The following is a 16,795-nucleotide window of genomic DNA, read 5'->3' as shown; positions in this document are numbered from 1 at the left end:
AAATGGGGCGGTTTGCTTTCGAGGCAACCCCCAAAAATGGGGCGGCGCAGCGCGGGACCAAGTGTTCCCCGAAAGTGATCGTCCATCGGAAGCCCGGCCGATTTATGGTTAAATGGCGGGCTAGAACCCCCCTCGGAGTGATGTCCCCTTGCGATATTGCGTGGTATTCCTGCTTTTTTGTGTTCTTCCCCATGCGTTCTCCCAAAGCGCGCAACAGCCTAATATCGTGCTGATCTCGGTCGATACCTTGCGCGCCGATCACCTTTCGGCATACGGCTATCCGCGGAAAACCTCGCCCCACATCGACCAACTCCTGGCGGCGGGACGGCGTTTCGATCAAGCCTACACGGTGGAACCGCTCACCGCGCCGGCCTGTACCTCCATGCTCACGGGGCGGTACCCCCACGAGCACGGCGCCACCCGCAACGGGGTCCCCATGCTCACCAACCTGATCTCACTCCCGAAACTCCTAGAAAAGAAAGGGTATGATACGGCGGCCTTCGTCAGCAATTGGACCCTGCGCACCTCCCTGGTGGGCCTGGCCGAGCATTTCCAGCATTACGGTGAAGTCTTCACGCGCAAACGCTGGTTCGGCCTCATGATGGGCGAGGCAACCGGCGAGGACATTACCGACCAGGGCTTGGCATGGATCAGCGACCGCAAAAAACCCTTTTTTTTGTGGCTGCACTACTCAGAACCCCATGCGCCCTATCGCTTTCAAGCGACCTTTGCACAGGCCTGGGGGCTAAAAAACCGCGAGGCCGCGACCCGTATTGATCGCTATGACAGCGAAATCGCATTCTGCGATGCGCAGATCGGCCGTTTTCTAGCCGGGCTAACCCCCGTATCGGCGCCCGAAAACACCCTGATTCTGTTTGTCGCCGATCACGGTGAGTGCTTGGGCGAAAACCAGTACTGGGGCCACGGACGCCATTTATATGAGGGAAACCTGCGCATCCCCATGGGTATCACCTGGGCGGGCCGCATCCCGGCCGGCGTTGCGACGGAACCCGCCTCGCTGATCGACCTACCACGCACGGTACTCGGCTTGCTGGCCTATCCCCAGCCGGATCATCTAGCCGGTTTTGACTGGACGGCGGTTCTCCTTGGCAAAGGCACCGCCGACGCGAGCCGCGCCCTCTATTTCCAAGCACACAAGGGTGCGGTCCAATCCCAAAAAGCCGCCGAACGCGGCCGCCGCCGCGGCTTGCTTGAGGTCGGCCGCCTGCAAAACCACATTAAGGAAAGCTGGCGTGTCCGTTCTAAAAAAATTCGCCGTTTCAATCTCGCCGAGGATCCCAGGGAACAAACGAATTTGGCCGACGCCCGCGCCAAGCTCCAGCCGGAAACGGCGGCGTGGGCACTGGAGGTCGAGCAAGGCCTACAGCAGGTCAACGAACAAGAACTGATCATGTCCCAGGAGGATCTGGAGATGATGCGCTCGCTGGGGTACATCGATTAAGGCACCGGTCCAACAGGGCGCGGTGGTGGGGATGGTGCCGGGTAAATATTATCTAGGCATGCTTACCTTAATGCTTGCAGTCTTGACATTGAAAAATTTCAGGAAATATAATCGCCACTGTGCAAAATGGCACAAGGATTTTTTTATGACCGATGCCATCATGGTAATCACCACCGTCGGCTCCGAGCAACAAGCGATTACGATTGCCGAGGAACTGGTTCAATTAGAGCTCGTTGCCTGCGTCAACATCTTGCCGACCATGCGCTCTATCTACCGTTTCAAGGGCAAGGTTTTCGACGACGAAGAAAACATGCTGATTCTCAAAACCACGCGCGACTTGTTTGATGAAGTCTCCAACGTGATCGCCCAATTGCACACTTACGAGATCCCCGAAATCGTCGCATTCTCCGTGGAACACTGCCAAGACAACTTTATCGATTGGATTCGCCAGAACGTTCGCAGCAATAAGTAACCGTCAACAGACGAATCACGATTCGGCGTACAATCTCACGGAACTTTCGTTCCCCCCTCCGTCAAATCATGTTACGCTTGCGCTTCCGCGCACCCACGATACGTGCGCCGCAACCCTGGAATAGGCAGAGACTTTGGTTTTGCCCCCCAAGATCAAAGAGGACTTTCACCGATGAACGGCCCCACGATTCTTACCCTGCTGCGCATTGCGCTTATTCCGTTTATTTTAATTTTTAGCGGCCTGGGCGATCCGTGGAACACCTGGGTATCGCTCGGTATTTTTTTAGCGGCCTCCCTAACGGATTGGCTCGACGGTTATCTCGCTCGTCGCAACAACCAAGTCACCATGCTGGGCAAGCTTCTTGATCCGCTCGCCGACAAGCTCTTGGTGCTCACCGCGTTACTGGTTCTTCTCGAGAATCGGCACGTGCCCGCTTGGCTCGTGATCTTCATGATCGGTCGCGAAATGGCAATCACCGGATTGCGCGCCTTTCTTGCCGCGGAACGCATCGTTCTCGCCGCCGGACAGCTGGGCAAGGTCAAAATGGTCTTTCAGGTCATTGCCCTCTCATTTCTGTTTTTAAGTGATGTGGAAAAAATCTTTAATACCATTGGATTGATCACCGCTTATGTCGCTTTGTTCTTTTCCATGCTCTCCGCGTTTCGTTATGTTGCCGATTTCTGGCAACTACTCGGGGAGAAAATAATGGCTGAGCAGAACCAGAAAGGGGCCAATCATGACGGATCCTAAAGAAAAAACACACCGACCGCACTACCTTCGCAATTTCTTTTTTACAGGATTGCTGTTCCTCTTCCCCATCGGCGTAACCTACTGGGTTTTGAGCCTTTTAATCAGCAAAACCCAGAGTTATGCACGCCCCATCGTGGAAGAACTGTTTAACGTCTTTACGACCGCCCAAGTGCCCGATCTGGTCGTGACCCTCATTTCGCTGTTCCTGGTGCTGTTGTTTGTCCTGAGTGTCGGCTGGCTAACCAGCTTCTACCTGGGCAAAAAGGTGTTGGACATCATTGATCGCCTCATGCTGCGCCTTCCCGTCGTTCGCAGCGTCTACGGCGGCACCAAACAAATCATTGAAGCACTCTCCTTCCAACGCACCTCCGGCTCTTTTAAAAAAGTCGTCATGTTGCAATACCCCAAGGAACACGTGTGGGCGATTGGTTTTATCACCAATGAAAACCTTGAGGGGGCCATGCGCTTGTTTAACAAACCCATGGTCAGCGTGTTTATGCCCAGTACGCCCAACCCAACCACCGGCTTTCTGCTTTATTATGATCCCCGCGACTTATACGTACTTGATTTGAGCGTGGAAGATGCGGTCAAACTGATCGTGAGTGCCGGCCTGGTGATTCCACCGGGCATTGAACGCAAGCCCTATCCCATCAGTGACGATTTTAAAATCTCACACCCCCAACTGTTTGCCGACAGCAGCACCCGCATGCCCCACGAGCCGCCACCGAACAACCCGGTCGAGGTAGGCTAAAGGACCCTGTTTTTGTCTTCTGTTCCCCCACAAGCGACCCGATCCCTGAAACCCGGCAAGCTGTTGCAATGGCTGGTGGCCCTCGGCTGCCTGGCATACGTGGGCCACAGCATTTACGCCTTGGGGCCCGAAAAAGTCTGGAACACGGCGCGTTCCGCCGATGCTTTTTGGCTGGCACTGTCCTTTGCCCCCCTCCCCGCCCGTTTCCTGATTTGGGCGGTCAAATGGGGCGCAATGCTGCGCCGCGAAACCGCAATCCCCCTTAAGGAAGTGGGTCTGCTCGTACTGGTGAACAACTTTCTGAACCTCGTCACCCCCTCGGCTAAACTGGCGGGCGGTTTCTTTCGCGGCTTTTACCTGGCCAAAACCCAGGGCTGGACCATGCGCCACGCCTACGGCTGGACCCTCGCCGATCAAATTTCGATGACCTTCGGCAATATCTTCCTTTTCTCGGTTTTAGGCCTTTGGACCGGCTTCTTCCTGGAAACAGAACTGCTCAATGGGGCGCTCCCCTACCTTGGCGCCGTCGGCCTGATTTTGCTCACCGCAATCTTTTTCCTGCGCCCGGCCCTGTGGCGAATCATCAGCAACGCGACGTTCCAACAAAAAATCGACCGCTGGCTCCCAAAACGCTTCCTGTTCGACGAGGCCGGTGAAAAGCGATTATGGCTGGGCCCACTCCTCAAACCAACCCTGTGTTCCGGTAGCGCGGGTCAGTGGCTCACGATCGAACTCTTCCTATCCGCCTGTTCCTTCGTCATGCTTTGCCTGGCCAACGCACTGGTGCTCCGATCCCTGGGAACAGACAGCAGCATCGTCCTAATCGCGGTCATTCTCATGTTGGCAACCTTCGCGGGCACCATCTTGGGTGTAATGGGCGGTATTGGTGTCACCGAGGTGTTCCTCATGACCTTGTATCCCTATGCAGGCATCCCACCGGAAGCAGCCGCGGCGGGCGCATTGCTTCACCGCGCCTCATTCTATGCGGTCACCCTGGTCCTTGGCGGCGCGGCCTTTTGGACGCAAGGAAAGCACCTTAAAGCCTGTATGGCGGCAAGCAAGGGAGAGGCGGCAGCCTAAGCGACCTCCATCCCGGCGGTGTGCGTATACCGCCGTCCTCGGACCATCACTGGTTTGGAACGTGGGCCCGAGGCGCACATCTTCCGGCGGCGTCTGCATCACAAAAAACCGACATGTGTGGTTTTTCCTGAATTCATTACGGGTTTGAAGGTTGTGAGGCCGGCGCTTTCAGCGGCCTGCATGGTTGGAACTCCCGGGGACCCTGGGTAAAGGGTTATTCCATAACCCTTTACCCAGGGCTGAAATCCGTAAGGCCTTCAGCCTAACCAGTCGAAGTTCGCCGCCGGCTCACGTTTAAAACCAATGGTGGACCCCAATTCACGGTGTGCGCACCCCGTTGGGGCGCGCCGGATCATCCCCCGCCCATGCAAGGTTCCGCCTCGGTGTGCGCACCCCGTTGGGGAGCGCCGGGTCATTCCCCGTCCCTACAGGGTTTCGTCTCGGTGTGCGCACCCCGCCGATGTGCGCCGGAGCCGTTCATATTTAGCCACCCGCCGTTTGGGGGTGTGCACCCGTCCCGCTACGCCCCATAAAAAGCAAGGGCCGCATCCCTTGGGATGCGGCCCTTGCTTTTGTGATTTTAAATTGAAGAAGGGGCTTATTCGCCGTCTTCAAGGATACCGTCCATGGCCGTGGCCAGGGGTACCATGAAATCGCCAACCATGATGTCACGAACACTTTCGACAATGCGCACGGTGGCGGTGTTGGGTGCTGTCTTCAGAACAACACCGTAGCCCAGGTAAATTTGAGGAAGGACAATACCTTCACGGGGCATGTTGGAGGGATTTTCGCGGTAAATGATGAACAAATCACTGGGCGCCACGTTTTGATTCACACCCAGGGTGATATTCACGATGTGATCGGAACCAACCGCCTCATAGCTGTCTTCAGTCCAAGCAATGACGCCGGCACCCTCGGTATTGAAACCGTGGTGGCGATCAATCACGGGGAGTTCGGTCAGCAGGGGGATCGGCTCTTCTTCGTAAGGCACCAGGAAATCACCGTGACGCACTTCGCTGCAGCCGTCGATGATCAAACCCGTGCAGGTGTTGTCTTGAACCGCAAGAATTTTCACCTTACCGACCTGGTCAATCACGTAACCCAAAAATTTGTCGCGGAAGTCATCACCGGGCTCGTAAACCGGTTTGATCACGCGGCGCAAACCGTAGATTTGACCGGCTTGAACACCGAAATCACGACCCTTGTTGAGGTAAATGATATCGTCATGACCAAACATCGCCGCGGTCCGTTTCTCACCACCCATGATTTTGAAATCAAAAGGCAACTTTTCTTTGCGGGTCTTGGCTTCGTAAATGTAGGAACTGCACTCCATGTCGGCGCGGGTACCGGCAGGCAGAATCACGAACTCGGAACTGCTGTCCAAGAAGCTGGTTTCTTCGCTGCGGTCGGCCACGGTTTCACCGTCGCCCTCTTCGCCGTCACCTTCACCGAACTCTTCCATTTCGGCGAATTCGCCCGAGTCGCCGTCACCAGAATCGGTGGTTTGCGCAATCGAATCGTCGGTCACGACCACGCCGATATCCAAAAAGACGGGGTCACCGGGATAAATCAGGTCGGGATCTTTGATGTAGGTGTTTGCTTGGTAAAGCTGCGGCCAGAGCAAAGGATCATTGAGGTAACGCCCGGCCAAATCCCACAAGGTGTCGCCTTTTTCAATGATGTGGTACTTACTACCGTCGGGAATGGTCCTCGGGTAGTCGTAGGGGGACCAGTGGTCTTCGACCTGGACTTGCGCGGCTAACCCCAACGAGCCCAGAACCATAAATGAACATATCAAGCGCTGAAAAAACCCCGTGTACATCCGAAGCTCCTTAAGAATGAAACAAAACGAAAACGCGTATCCCAAGCATAGAATTGGGCGTTAGGACGTGTCAAGTTATTGAGAGTTAAAGCCTAACGTTCGTTTTTGAAAATGGGCGGCAGACCCTTCTCGCACCATCTTATCGGTAGCTTTTAACAAAACAATATAGTGTGGCGATGAGAAATCTCACAGCGCAACGCATAAAGCGCTTCTTCCACGGCCTTTGTGACAAAAAGCGCGCCGCTTGAGTCCCAATCTCGGGAAGGTGCGCCCCAAAGAGACGCGCCTCCCGTCGATAGGGGCTTATCGCTCCAACACGATCTTGGCGATGGTATTGAGCTGCATGAACGAGGTGCCCTCGTAAATTTTGCCAATTTTGGCGTCGCGGTAGAATTTCTCGGCCGGGTACTCCTTGGAGTAACCGTAACCACCGAACAATTCAAGCGAACGGGAGGCGATCATTTCGGCCACCTCGGAAGATTTCAACTTCGCAATCGCCGCTTCACGGATGAAAGGACGACCCGCGTCCTTGAGGCGCGCGGCGTTGTAAACCAACAACCGGGCCGCTTCCAGTTCCATTTCCATCCGTGCAATTTCGTGTTGTACGGCCTGGAAGGTTGCAATGGGCTTCCCGAACTGTACGCGCTCCTTGGCGTAGGCGACGGCGGCATCCAAAGCACCGCGGCCCAACCCGATCATTTGGGCGCCGATGCCGATACGGCCCTCGTTCAGGGTTTCAATCGCCACTTTGTAGCCTTTGCCGACCTGGCCCAACACGTTCGCCTTGGGTACTTTCATGTCGTCAAAGCTCAGTTCCATGGTGGAAGAAGCGCGAATACCCAGCTTAGATTCTTTTTTACCGCGACGGAAACCTTCAAAGGTGTCTTCCACGATAAATGCGGTAATGCCGCGGTAACCCTTGGAGGGGTCGGCGTTGGCGAAAACGATAAAAATGCTTGCTTCGAGGCCGTTGGTAATCCACAACTTGCTGCCGTTAACGACAAAATGGTCGCCTTCATCGCGCGCGGTCGTTTTGAGGGCGAAGGCGTCGGAACCGGAAGCCGGCTCGGACAGGCAGTAAGCACCCAAGCGCTGGGTTGCCAGTTGGGGGAAGTACTTGGCTTTGAGTTCGTCGCTCCCCCAGTTATTAACCGCGTTGTTCACCAGGGTGTTGTGGACATCTACCAATACACCGCAACTGGGGTCGACACGGGACAAGGCCTCAATCACCAAAATGGCGTTAAAAAAACCCGATTCCAGCCCTTCGTATTGTTCGGGAATCTCAATTGCCATGTAATCGTTGGCAAAAAATTCCTTGATGAATTCGGGGTCCATCGATTCTTTTTCGTCCATTTCGTGGACTTTGGGTTGGATTCTCTCTCGCGCGAATTCGTAAACGGAATCATAGAGCAACTGTTCTTCTTCACTCAACACCGTCAAAGCTTGCTCACTCATAGATCTTCCTTTTGCTCAGATTGAGGCGTAAGCCTCCTATTTCCAACAACACTTTCCGATTAGGGGTGTCGTGGGGTTCATTGCGGCCGTCGCGATTCGTCCGGGGATTCGCACCGTTGGAACAGGGTTTTCCCAACAGGGACTACAACCTAAGAAGCGCGGGTCCTTCGTGGGCACGGCCCACCGGGCGCAACGGTATCACGACGAACTTTGGTTCATCCGGCGTGATCTTCATGCAGGTCGGCGATTGATTATTCTACCAGAAAGACACGGCACGCGTGGGCTAAGACACCCGTCAAGCACCGGATCACGCCACTATTCAGGCTGTGACCCGCTCGCTTCCTCGGTCGGGGGCAATTTAAGATCGGGACAACCACCCCATAGGCGATAAACGAGGTGCAATTGGAGGACCAGTACCCAACAGGCGGCAAGGATCCCTAGGACCTGGGTCAACAGCGCCAAAAGCCCGATTGGGTGGAACAACAGCTTTTGTTCGGCAAGCGATCCGGCCAGCTTGAACGAATCGTCGGAAACCAGGAGACGAGCCGGTAAAGACGGGTCGACGATGGGCACCATACGGGTTGTGGCCAAACTCGCCAGTTCGAAGAAATCGCCGCTAAAAGACATAAGGGGCACCAACGCCAACACCAGAGCGGGCCCAAACAACCAAGCCCGGCGTCGTTCCACGGCAACCGTCAACAGCGCGAGACCTGGGAGGCTGAGCACATAAGGCGCCACATCCACCCAGGCATAAACCAGATCATTGGGCGTGGTAAAGCCGGTAAGTTGTCCCGCGTAATCACTTTCGGCAACAACAAAAGGGAAGATTTGCGCCAGAATGGTGCCGCCGTATTGGGGCTTGAGCGCTAACGCGCTGACCGTGCCGCCGCCCATCAGGCAGGCACCCACATGCAACAGTTCGTGAATCGGGGTGTAGATGTGCCAAAATACGATCAGAGACACCATGATCAGGAACAGGGCGGGATTGCCGCCGCGCACAATTAGCTGCTCGAAACCGTTGAAGGTGAGTTTAAGCGCCGGTTGAAGCACCAGCCAGGGCATTGCGTAATATTTGAGCGGCATCAATAGGGGACCTTCGTTTGAAATTCGAAAAAACCTGACGCGGCACGTTACCACAAAGACAGCCCGGCGACAGCGCCATTCGCACCCACGCCCCGCGCACAGGCACGAATCAGGCGTTATAATTACGATACCGACCCTAAACCTAACCCATTGGAGGATCCATGGCTTGGATTAAAGTCCACGACGAGGACGATGCGCCGCCCGAGGTGGCGGCGGCTTACGAACGCTACCGGGAAACCACCAAGGCCCCGGCCGTCGCCAATATTCTCAAATTGCACAGCCTCAATCCGGCCTCCTTCGCGGGGCACTTTGATTACTATCGAACCCTCGCCTTCGGGAAAGGCCCTTTACCGCGGTACAAACGCGAGATGATCGCAACCTATGTTTCACTAATCAACCACTGCCATTACTGAATGCACCACCACGGGGAGGCTCTCCGTAAGTTAAAGAAAAACAACATTGCCGATTGGATTCTTAACAAACAACTTCATTATCTGTCGGACCAGGACCGCGCCATCCTGCTTTATGCCTACAAACTGACAACCGACCCCGGCTCGGTTGAGGAAACCGATATCGAGACGCTGCGAGATACCGGCCTGGAAGACCGCGCCATTTTGGACGTGTGCCAGCTGACCGCCTACTTCAACTTCGTGAACCGTATGGCGGAAGGTTTGGGTGTCCAGCTGGAAAAATGAAACCCGTCTCATCTTTTTTGATCCGATTCGCGAAGGTGGCGCGCGTGTGTAGATGAGACCTTGGTGAGTCTTCGGTTCCAACCGAACCGGTTAAACAACCGGGCCGTACGAAAACGGACGGGATAGAACCGAAGAACCGACACTCTGTCGGATAACCATTTGCGGGGGAGTCAAAAAACTCCCCCTTTTTTTTGCACCTATTGAGACTGGGCCTCGGCAGCCAAATCACCGCGATGATCGCCCACCTCGGCCTCGGCAATCGCAACCGCGGAACGTGGCTCCTCGTGGTGGGTTCCCAAGCCGTTGAGAATAATATCCAAGGTGGGTTTGGCCATATCAACCAAGCTGTAATCACGCGTCCGCAAAACCCAGTTGGTGGCCATCTCATCAACAGCCCCGAACAAAATTTTTGCGGTAATCCAGGGGTTCACCTCGGGGCGAATCTGCCCTTGCTCCTGAGCATCACGAATAATTCGCTCGACAATATTAAAATACTGCCGCAATTTTGACTGGGAAAAACGTTTCATGTGATGCACATTATGGCGCAGCTCGATCTGAAAAATGCACGCCAAATCCTCATCGGCGCCCAGGTTATGGAGATGCAATTCCACAATCCGTTTCAGCTTTTCGATGGGATCGGCAACTTCTTCAATAACGCTTAAACCCTCGCTGATAAAGCGATCCATGATTTCATCAAAAATGCCGACCAGCAAATCATCTTTGTTCTGGAAATAGAGGTAAAGGGTGCCGTCGGCAACCTTGGCGGCCTTGGCAATTTGCGACACGGTGGTGCCGTGGTAGCCGTTCCGCGCCATCACGCGAATAGCGGCCTCGTGGATACGTTGTTTTTTCTCGATTTTCTTGATCTCACGGATCGAACCGGTTTTGGAAACCATGGTGAATCATCCTCGGAAACTCGAAACCACACCGCGTTTGCCGGTCCGGGCCCAAGTTTCGGCCGCGGCTTTAGGCAGATAAGTGACGAACAATCGGCTATTTGGCATGTCTGAGCGAAACTTACAAAGGGAAGGTCGTGCGGGTGCCGTTAAGGTTCGGTAGCGAAGCAGTGCCCGAAAAGCGAAGGAAAACACCATCCCCGACAGGGTCGCACTTCCGCCAACCGACGGTTCGACCCCAGGTCAAAAAGACCCCGTCCAGTACGACGGCCCCCTGAGCGTGCCCATATTCTTGCCTGAATACAAGCCAAGTGTGAACAAAAAATTGAACAAAGAGTCAGAAAACCACAAGAAGCAACACCTGACGCAACGCGGCAGAACCCGCCACCGGAGCGCTTGTTTGTCGGGTTATGTTTTTGTTAAGATGGCAGCAAGTAGTTTGAAATATGGCTTTTACACAAGCCCATCATCCGCCCCGACGCGCGTGTCGCAAACAGCCGGTCACCACCGATAACCCGTTACTTTTCAAAGCAGTTAGGGCGGAGCCATAACGGGCGCTTGCACGGCACGCCGTCAATCACACCACACTGAATAGCGATTCATTTGTTTTCTTGACAAGCCGCGGAAAAATCGGCATATTTGGTTTAAAATGAATGAGTATTCATCTACCGGAGGTATCTTGTGAAGGACATTCAAAAGGTCGCCGTCCTCGGTGCCGGCGTTATGGGCGCTACCATTGCAGCTCATCTCGTAAACGCCGGCCTCGACGTCGCGCTTCTCGATCTAAAAATCGAGATGGGCGGGAAACCGGTGAACTTGGCCGACAAGGCCGTCGCCACCATGAAGAAGGCCAAACCTTCCCCCATCTTTACCCGCTCCTGGCTTGCCAAAATTAAAACCGGCAACTTTGACGAGCATCTGCATCTCTTGAAGGACGTCGATTGGGTCATCGAAGTCGTGAAAGAGGACCTCAAGATCAAGCACAAACTGTTCGAAAACATTGTGCCGCACCTCAGCGACACCTGTTTGCTGACGTCCAACACCTCGGGTATCCCGATTAACCAACTTTCCGAATCGCTGCCCGAGAGCCTGCAACCGCGTTTCTTCGGCACCCACTTCTTCAACCCGCCCCGTTACATGAAATTGCTCGAAGTGATTCCCGGTCCCAAGACCGACGAAAACACCCTCAAGCAATTCGCCGAGTTCGGCGAAACCACGCTGGGTAAAGGTGTTGTTTTTGCCAAAGACTGCCCCAACTTCATCGCCAACCGCATCGGTGTTATGGCCATGATGGCGGTCATCCACACCATGATCGACGATCAGTACGGCATTGAAGAAGTGGACAAAATCATGGGTCCCCTCACCGGTCGCCCCAAGTCGGCAGTTTTCCGCACGGCGGATTTGGTCGGCCTCGACACCTTCGTCCACGTTTCCGAAAACCTGTATGAAGCCGCCCCCAATGACGAAAAACGCGATTTGTTCAAAATCCCCGATTTCGTGAAGCAAATGGTCGAAAAAGGCCTGCTCGGCAACAAGTCCGGCAGTGGTTTTTACAAAAAGTCCAAGAGTGCCGACGGCAAAAAACAGATTTTGACCTTCGACATCGAAACCCTCGAATACCGCGAAAAAGCCAAGGTCAAGCTGCCCAGCATCGAGATGTTCAAAAACATCGAAGACGTGCGCGAACGCTTGAAAAAGGTTTCTTTCAGCGACGACCGCGTGGGCAAGTTCGTTTGGAAAACCCTCTCTGAAGTTTTGGTTTACTCGGTCAACCGTTTGGGCGAAGTCGCCGACGACATCGTCAACGTCGACCGCGCCATGCGCTGGGGCTTCAACTGGGAACTGGGTCCCTTTGAGACCTGGGACGCGCTCGGCGTCGAAAACGTGGTCAAAAAGCTTGAAGCTGAAGGCCGCGAAGTACCCGCCATGGTTAAAGAAATGCTCGCCAAAGGCAACACCGCTTTCTACGACCACAGCAAACCCGAGGACGCCTACTACAACGGCAGCGAAATGGCTCCGGTTCCCGCGCGCCCCAACGTGTTGATCCTCGACGATTACAAGCGCGAGAAATCCCGCATCGTCAAGTCCTCGCCGGGCGCCAGCCTGATCGATTTGGGCGACGGTGTGCTCGGCCTCGAGTTCCACTCCAAAATGAACGCCATCGGCGGCGACACCATCGGCATGACCGGTCAAGCGGTGAAAGTCGTCGAAGAAGAAGGCTGGAACGGCCTGGTTGTCGGTAACCAAGGTGGAAACTTCTCCGCGGGCGCCAACCTGATGCTGTTGCTGATGGAAGCCCAAGAAGGCAATTTCGAAGACATCGACCTCATGATCCGCGGTTTCCAAAAAGCCACCGGCAGCCTGCGCACCTGTAAAAAGCCGGTTGTTTGCGCCCCTTACGGCCTGACCCTCGGCGGTGGTTGCGAATTCAGCATCCACGGCGACGCGATCCAAGCCTCGGCCGAAACCTACATGGGTTTGGTTGAAGTCGGCGTCGGCTTGATCCCCGCGGGCGGCGGTACCAAAGAAATGTTCCTGCGCCACGTTTACACGGCGCACAAACGCGGCGAAAAAGATCTGCTGCCCTACCTGCAAAAGGTCTTTGAAGCAATCGGCATGGCTAAAGTGGCCACCTCCGCCGAGGAAGCACGCGAAATCGGTTTCTTAAAAGACACCGACGGCGTAACCCTCAACGGCGACGCGCTGATCACCGCCGCCAAACAACGCGTGCTCGGCCTTGCGGCCGGCGGTTACACCCCACCCGAGGCGCCTACCGACATCCCAGTCCTGGGCGAACCCGGTTACGCGGCCCTGAAACTGGCGCTGTACATGATGGAAGAGGGCGGTTACATCACCGGTCACGACAAAACCATCGCGCTGCACCTGGGCAAAATCCTGACCGGCGGCAACCTGACGCCCGGCCAAACGATGACGGAACAAGACATGTTGGACCTGGAACGCGAAGCCTTCCTGCGTCTGTGCGGCGAGCGCAAAACGCTGGAGCGCATCCACCACATGCTGACCAAAAACAAACCGTTGCGTAACTAATCAAGGGGAGGAACCACACAATGGGTAACGTATATGTTGTTTCCACGGTGAGAACACCCGTGGGTAAAGCAAAAAAAGGTGCTTTCGTGAATGTTCGCCCCGACGATTTGGCGGCAACCGCGATGCAAGAAGCACTGAAGCGGGTCGAAGGTTTTGACCCGGCCGATCTAGAAGACATCATCATGGGTTGCGCGATGCCGGAAGGCGAGCAGGGCATGAACGTGGGCCGCATCGCCCAAATGCGCGCGGGCATTCCCGACTCGGTTCCCGCCTTGACAATCAACCGCTTCTGCGCCTCCGGCCTGCAAGCGATTGCCTTCGGCGCGGACCGCATCAAAAACGGCGACGCCGACGCGATTCTGGCCGGCGGCCTGGAAACGATGTCGATGATCCCCATGGGCGGCAACAAAATCGCCCCCAACCCGTACCTGGTCGACAACCGTCCCGAGACCTACATCAACATGGGTCTGACGGCTGAAAAAGTGGCCGATAAGTACAACATTTCGCGCGAAGACCAAGACGCATTCGCCTTGGAAAGCAACAACCGCGCGTTAAAAGCCATTGAAGAGGGCCGTTTCGAAGACGAAATCGCACCTGTTCAGGTCACGACCCACATCAAAAACGGCCGCAAGGTCGACACCAAAACCATCACGGTCAAGGTGGATGAAGGTCCGCGTAAATCAGACCTGGCCGGCTTGGCCAAACTGAGACCGGCCTTCCGCGAAGGCGGTTCCGTAACCGCCGGGAACAGCTCGCAAATGTCGGACGGCGCGGCCGCCACGGTATTGATGAGTGAGAAAAAAGTAGAAGAGCTGGGTATCAAACCTCTGGCCCGCTTCGTCGATTTCGCCACCGCCGGCTGCTCGCCCGAAATCATGGGCATCGGTCCCGCGTTGGCCATTCCCAAGCTGCTAAAAAAAGCCAACTTGAAGCTGGAAGACATCGGCTTGATCGAACTGAACGAAGCCTTCGCCGCCCAATCACTCATGGTTGTACGCGAACTGGGCATCAACCCAGACATCGTTAACGTAAACGGGGGCGCCATTGCCTTGGGCCACCCATTAGGCTGTACCGGAGCCAAATTGACCGCAACGCTTGTTTACGAGATGCGACGCCGCAACGTTAAGTACGGCATCGTAAGCATGTGCGTGGGGGGCGGCATGGGTGCCGCGGGTCTATTTGAACTGGTTTCTTAAGGAGTAAGGGAAGTATGTCAGTAACAGAGCAGAAAAAAGACTTGATCGTTGGCGGCAGTTTCCTCACGGAACAACACGCCCTGGAACACGTGTTCACCCCCGAGGATTTCACCGAGGACGATCACGATTTGGCGAGTACCGTTGAAGCTTTTGTCGACGGTGAAATCGTACCCAACATTAAAAAGCTGGAAGAAGGCCGCAACGAAGATATGGTTGCCGCCCTTAAAAAAGCCGGCGAATTGGGTTTCTTGGCAGCCGAGGTTCCCGAGAACTACGGCGGCATGGATCTGGCCAAAACCACCTCCACCCTGGTTGGTGAAAAGCTGATCAAACACGCGGGCTTCATGGTGAGCCTCGGTGCCCACACCGGTATCGGCACCATGCCGATCACCTACTTTGGCAACAAAGAGCAGCGCGAAAAGTACCTGCCCCGGTTGGCCACCGGTGAAATCATGGCGGCCTACGCCCTGACCGAAACCAGCTCCGGCTCCGACGCGATGAACGCCCGCACCAAAGCGGTTCTGACCGAGGACGGCAAGCACTACGTGCTGAACGGCAACAAAATGTGGATCACCAACGCCGGTTTCGCCGACGTATTTGTGGTCTTCGCCAAAATCAACGGCGAACAGTTCTCGGCTTTCATCGTTGAACGCGACTACCCCGGTGTGAGCGTTGCCGCTGAAGAAAAGAAAATGGGCATCAAAGCCTCTTCCACCCGCATGGTCAACCTCGACGACGTAAAAGTACCCGTTGAAAACCTGCTGGGCAACCCTGGCGACGGCGCCAAAATCGCGTTTAACATCCTCAACATCGGCCGCTTCAAATTGGGCGGCGCGGCTGTCGGCGGCTGTAAACAAGCCTTGGAATTTTCCGCCAAGTACGCGATTGACCGCAAAGCCTTCGGCAAATCCATCACCGAGTTCGGCGTGATCAAACACAAACTCGGCGAAATGGCGATCCGCACTTTCGCGTGTGAGTCCATGGTTTACCGTACCGCGGGCCTGATCCACGAAGCCTTGGAAGACATCGACTTCGCCGAGGAAGGCGCGGCAGAAAAAATCCTCAACGGCATTCGCGAGTACGCCATCGAGTGCGCCATCGCAAAAGTGGCGGGCACCGAGGCCTTGGATTACGCTGCCGACGAAGCAGTTCAGATCCACGGTGGTTACGGCTACAGCGCCGAGTACGATGTAGAACGCCTCTACCGCGACAGCCGCATCAACCGCATCTTCGAGGGCACCAACGAAATCAACCGTTTGTTGACCGTCGACATGATGATCAAAAAAGCCATGAAAGGCCAACTGCCTTTGATGGAAAAAGTTCAAGCGCTGATGGGCGAATTGATGGGCATGCCCTCTTTCGACTTCGACCAAGACGACAGCTTGTTGGCCGACGAAAAGAAATATGTCGAAAACGCCAAGAAGATCTGCATGTTCGTCGCCGGCGCCGGCTTCCAAAAGTTCATGCAAAAAATCGAAAACGAACAGGAACTGCTGGCCATGGCCGCCGACCTGTTCATCGAAGCCTTTGTCATGGAATCCGCCCTGCTCCGCACCCTGAAAAAGGCGGAGAAAGACGGTGAAGAAGCCGCCGCAATGATGGTCAAAATGACGCGTGCCACCATCCACGACGGCATGGAGCGCATCGCGCCGATCGCCAAAACTGCGTTGGCCGCCATCGAAGAAGGCGACACCCTGATGACCATGAACGCCGCGCTGCGCCGCTTGCTCAAGCACGCGCCGGTCAACACGGTCGCCATCCGTCGCGAAGTCGCGGAACAGGTTATCGCCAAGGGCGGTTATCCCGTTTAAGTCGGATCGGACGACGCTTGGTGCGCGATGAATCCCTATCGCGCGCCAACGTTTTCGGGTAACCAAAATGCCAAGCCGGCAACACCTCGTGTGTTGCCGGCTTTTTTGGTTTTAACCTAAGAAACGCGGTAACTCGCGGTGATTTTCGCTAAACCTCTTATGTGTAGCGGGGCACCTCGCATCTCGGAAACCAAAAATAGCGTGATGTGATGTCCCAGCCGCTCGATTTTGAAGCTAATGTGTTTAATGCTCAGAAGCTTAGCGGAAACCCCCG

Annotated in this window: 14 protein-coding genes; 10 read left to right on the top strand and 4 right to left on the bottom strand. The window is 55.2% G+C overall.

Annotation, left to right across the window (positions count from 1 at the left end):
- Nucleotides 1-148: 148 nt before the first annotated feature.
- From J3U88_RS23685 to J3U88_RS23665, 5 genes are all read left to right on the top strand, one after another.
- A complete protein-coding gene (locus J3U88_RS23685; protein ID WP_207861476.1) occupies nt 149-1,462 on the top strand; it encodes a sulfatase in 1,314 nt (437 codons plus the stop codon).
- A gap of 145 nt (nt 1,463-1,607) precedes the next feature.
- Nucleotides 1,608-1,934, top strand: coding sequence for a divalent-cation tolerance protein CutA (gene cutA / locus J3U88_RS23680; protein ID WP_207861475.1), 327 nt, complete (start codon nt 1,608-1,610; stop codon nt 1,932-1,934).
- Nucleotides 1,935-2,105: 171 nt separating this feature from the next.
- Nucleotides 2,106-2,684, top strand: a complete 579-nt coding sequence (pgsA, locus tag J3U88_RS23675) for a CDP-diacylglycerol--glycerol-3-phosphate 3-phosphatidyltransferase (protein ID WP_207861474.1) — start codon at nt 2,106-2,108, stop codon at nt 2,682-2,684.
- Nucleotides 2,671-3,435, top strand: coding sequence for a DUF502 domain-containing protein (locus J3U88_RS23670; protein WP_207861473.1), 765 nt, complete (start codon nt 2,671-2,673; stop codon nt 3,433-3,435). The genes pgsA and J3U88_RS23670 overlap by 14 nt, the downstream gene beginning before the upstream one ends.
- 12 nt (nt 3,436-3,447) lie before the next feature.
- On the top strand, nt 3,448-4,515 hold the full coding sequence (locus J3U88_RS23665; RefSeq protein WP_207861472.1) for a lysylphosphatidylglycerol synthase transmembrane domain-containing protein: 1,068 nt from the start codon (nt 3,448-3,450) through the stop codon (nt 4,513-4,515).
- 598 nt (nt 4,516-5,113) lie between these two features.
- On the opposite strand, the gene J3U88_RS23660 is transcribed toward J3U88_RS23665, so the two are convergent.
- The 3 genes from J3U88_RS23660 to J3U88_RS23650 all read right to left on the bottom strand — a co-directional run bounded on the left by J3U88_RS23660 (nt 5,114) and on the right by J3U88_RS23650 (nt 8,878).
- Nucleotides 5,114-6,337, bottom strand: coding sequence for a LysM peptidoglycan-binding domain-containing protein (locus tag J3U88_RS23660; RefSeq protein WP_207861471.1), 1,224 nt, complete (start codon nt 6,335-6,337; stop codon nt 5,114-5,116).
- Between the two features lie 303 nt (nt 6,338-6,640).
- A complete protein-coding gene (locus J3U88_RS23655) occupies nt 6,641-7,792 on the bottom strand; it encodes an acyl-CoA dehydrogenase (protein WP_207861470.1) in 1,152 nt (383 codons plus the stop codon).
- A gap of 315 nt (nt 7,793-8,107) precedes the next feature.
- Nucleotides 8,108-8,878 carry a hypothetical protein gene (locus J3U88_RS23650; RefSeq protein WP_207861469.1) on the bottom strand — a complete coding sequence of 257 codons (771 nt, stop codon included), beginning with the start codon at nt 8,876-8,878 and terminating at the stop codon, nt 8,108-8,110.
- A 158-nt stretch (nt 8,879-9,036) separates the two neighbouring features.
- Here J3U88_RS23650 and J3U88_RS23645 point away from each other — a divergent pair, with 158 nt between their 5' ends.
- Together J3U88_RS23645 and J3U88_RS23640 are read left to right on the top strand one after the other, a co-directional pair.
- Complete coding sequence (locus tag J3U88_RS23645) at nt 9,037-9,288, top strand: carboxymuconolactone decarboxylase family protein (RefSeq protein ID WP_207861468.1); 252 nt, start codon at nt 9,037-9,039, stop codon at nt 9,286-9,288.
- Complete coding sequence (locus J3U88_RS23640) at nt 9,289-9,570, top strand: carboxymuconolactone decarboxylase family protein (RefSeq protein WP_207861467.1); 282 nt, start codon at nt 9,289-9,291, stop codon at nt 9,568-9,570. It begins immediately after the preceding gene.
- A 197-nt stretch (nt 9,571-9,767) separates the two neighbouring features.
- Here J3U88_RS23640 and J3U88_RS23635 read toward each other — a convergent pair whose 3' ends face one another.
- Nucleotides 9,768-10,466, bottom strand: coding sequence for a TetR/AcrR family transcriptional regulator (locus tag J3U88_RS23635; protein ID WP_207861466.1), 699 nt, complete (start codon nt 10,464-10,466; stop codon nt 9,768-9,770).
- Between the two features lie 681 nt (nt 10,467-11,147).
- Here J3U88_RS23635 and J3U88_RS35090 point away from each other — a divergent pair.
- From J3U88_RS35090 to J3U88_RS23620, 3 genes are read left to right on the top strand one after another with little or no spacing between them, the layout of a single operon-like run.
- On the top strand, nt 11,148-13,514 hold the full coding sequence (locus J3U88_RS35090; RefSeq protein WP_207861465.1) for a 3-hydroxyacyl-CoA dehydrogenase NAD-binding domain-containing protein: 2,367 nt from the start codon (nt 11,148-11,150) through the stop codon (nt 13,512-13,514).
- Nucleotides 13,515-13,534: 20 nt separating this feature from the next.
- Complete coding sequence (locus J3U88_RS23625) at nt 13,535-14,710, top strand: acetyl-CoA C-acyltransferase (RefSeq protein WP_207861464.1); 1,176 nt, start codon at nt 13,535-13,537, stop codon at nt 14,708-14,710.
- Nucleotides 14,711-14,724: 14 nt separating this feature from the next.
- Nucleotides 14,725-16,521, top strand: a complete 1,797-nt coding sequence (locus tag J3U88_RS23620; protein ID WP_207861463.1) for an acyl-CoA dehydrogenase family protein — start codon at nt 14,725-14,727, stop codon at nt 16,519-16,521.
- Nucleotides 16,522-16,795: the final 274 nt, after the last annotated feature.

The organism is Acanthopleuribacter pedis, from assembly GCF_017377855.1.
In the GTDB taxonomy this organism is placed as follows: Bacteria; Acidobacteriota; Holophagae; order Acanthopleuribacterales; family Acanthopleuribacteraceae; genus Acanthopleuribacter; species Acanthopleuribacter pedis.
The sequence above is the reverse complement of the archived record's forward strand: the minus strand, read 5'-3'. Positions and strand labels throughout refer to the sequence as shown.

What these genes read in the sequence shown, in the direction of transcription:
- cutA (WP_207861475.1), top strand. Translation starts at nt 1,608, where the DNA reads ATGACCGATGCCATCATGGTAATCACCACCGTCGGCTCCGAGCAACAA.
- pgsA (WP_207861474.1), top strand. Translation starts at nt 2,106, where the DNA reads ATGAACGGCCCCACGATTCTTACCCTGCTGCGCATTGCGCTTATTCCG.
- J3U88_RS23670 (WP_207861473.1), top strand. Translation starts at nt 2,671, where the DNA reads ATGACGGATCCTAAAGAAAAAACACACCGACCGCACTACCTTCGCAAT.
- J3U88_RS23660 (WP_207861471.1), bottom strand. Translation starts at nt 6,337, where the DNA reads ATGTACACGGGGTTTTTTCAGCGCTTGATATGTTCATTTATGGTTCTG.
- J3U88_RS23655 (WP_207861470.1), bottom strand. Translation starts at nt 7,792, where the DNA reads ATGAGTGAGCAAGCTTTGACGGTGTTGAGTGAAGAAGAACAGTTGCTC.
- J3U88_RS23645 (WP_207861468.1), top strand. Translation starts at nt 9,037, where the DNA reads ATGGCTTGGATTAAAGTCCACGACGAGGACGATGCGCCGCCCGAGGTG.
- J3U88_RS23640 (WP_207861467.1), top strand. Translation starts at nt 9,289, where the DNA reads ATGCACCACCACGGGGAGGCTCTCCGTAAGTTAAAGAAAAACAACATT.
- J3U88_RS23635 (WP_207861466.1), bottom strand. Translation starts at nt 10,466, where the DNA reads ATGGTTTCCAAAACCGGTTCGATCCGTGAGATCAAGAAAATCGAGAAA.
- J3U88_RS23625 (WP_207861464.1), top strand. Translation starts at nt 13,535, where the DNA reads ATGGGTAACGTATATGTTGTTTCCACGGTGAGAACACCCGTGGGTAAA.
- J3U88_RS23620 (WP_207861463.1), top strand. Translation starts at nt 14,725, where the DNA reads ATGTCAGTAACAGAGCAGAAAAAAGACTTGATCGTTGGCGGCAGTTTC.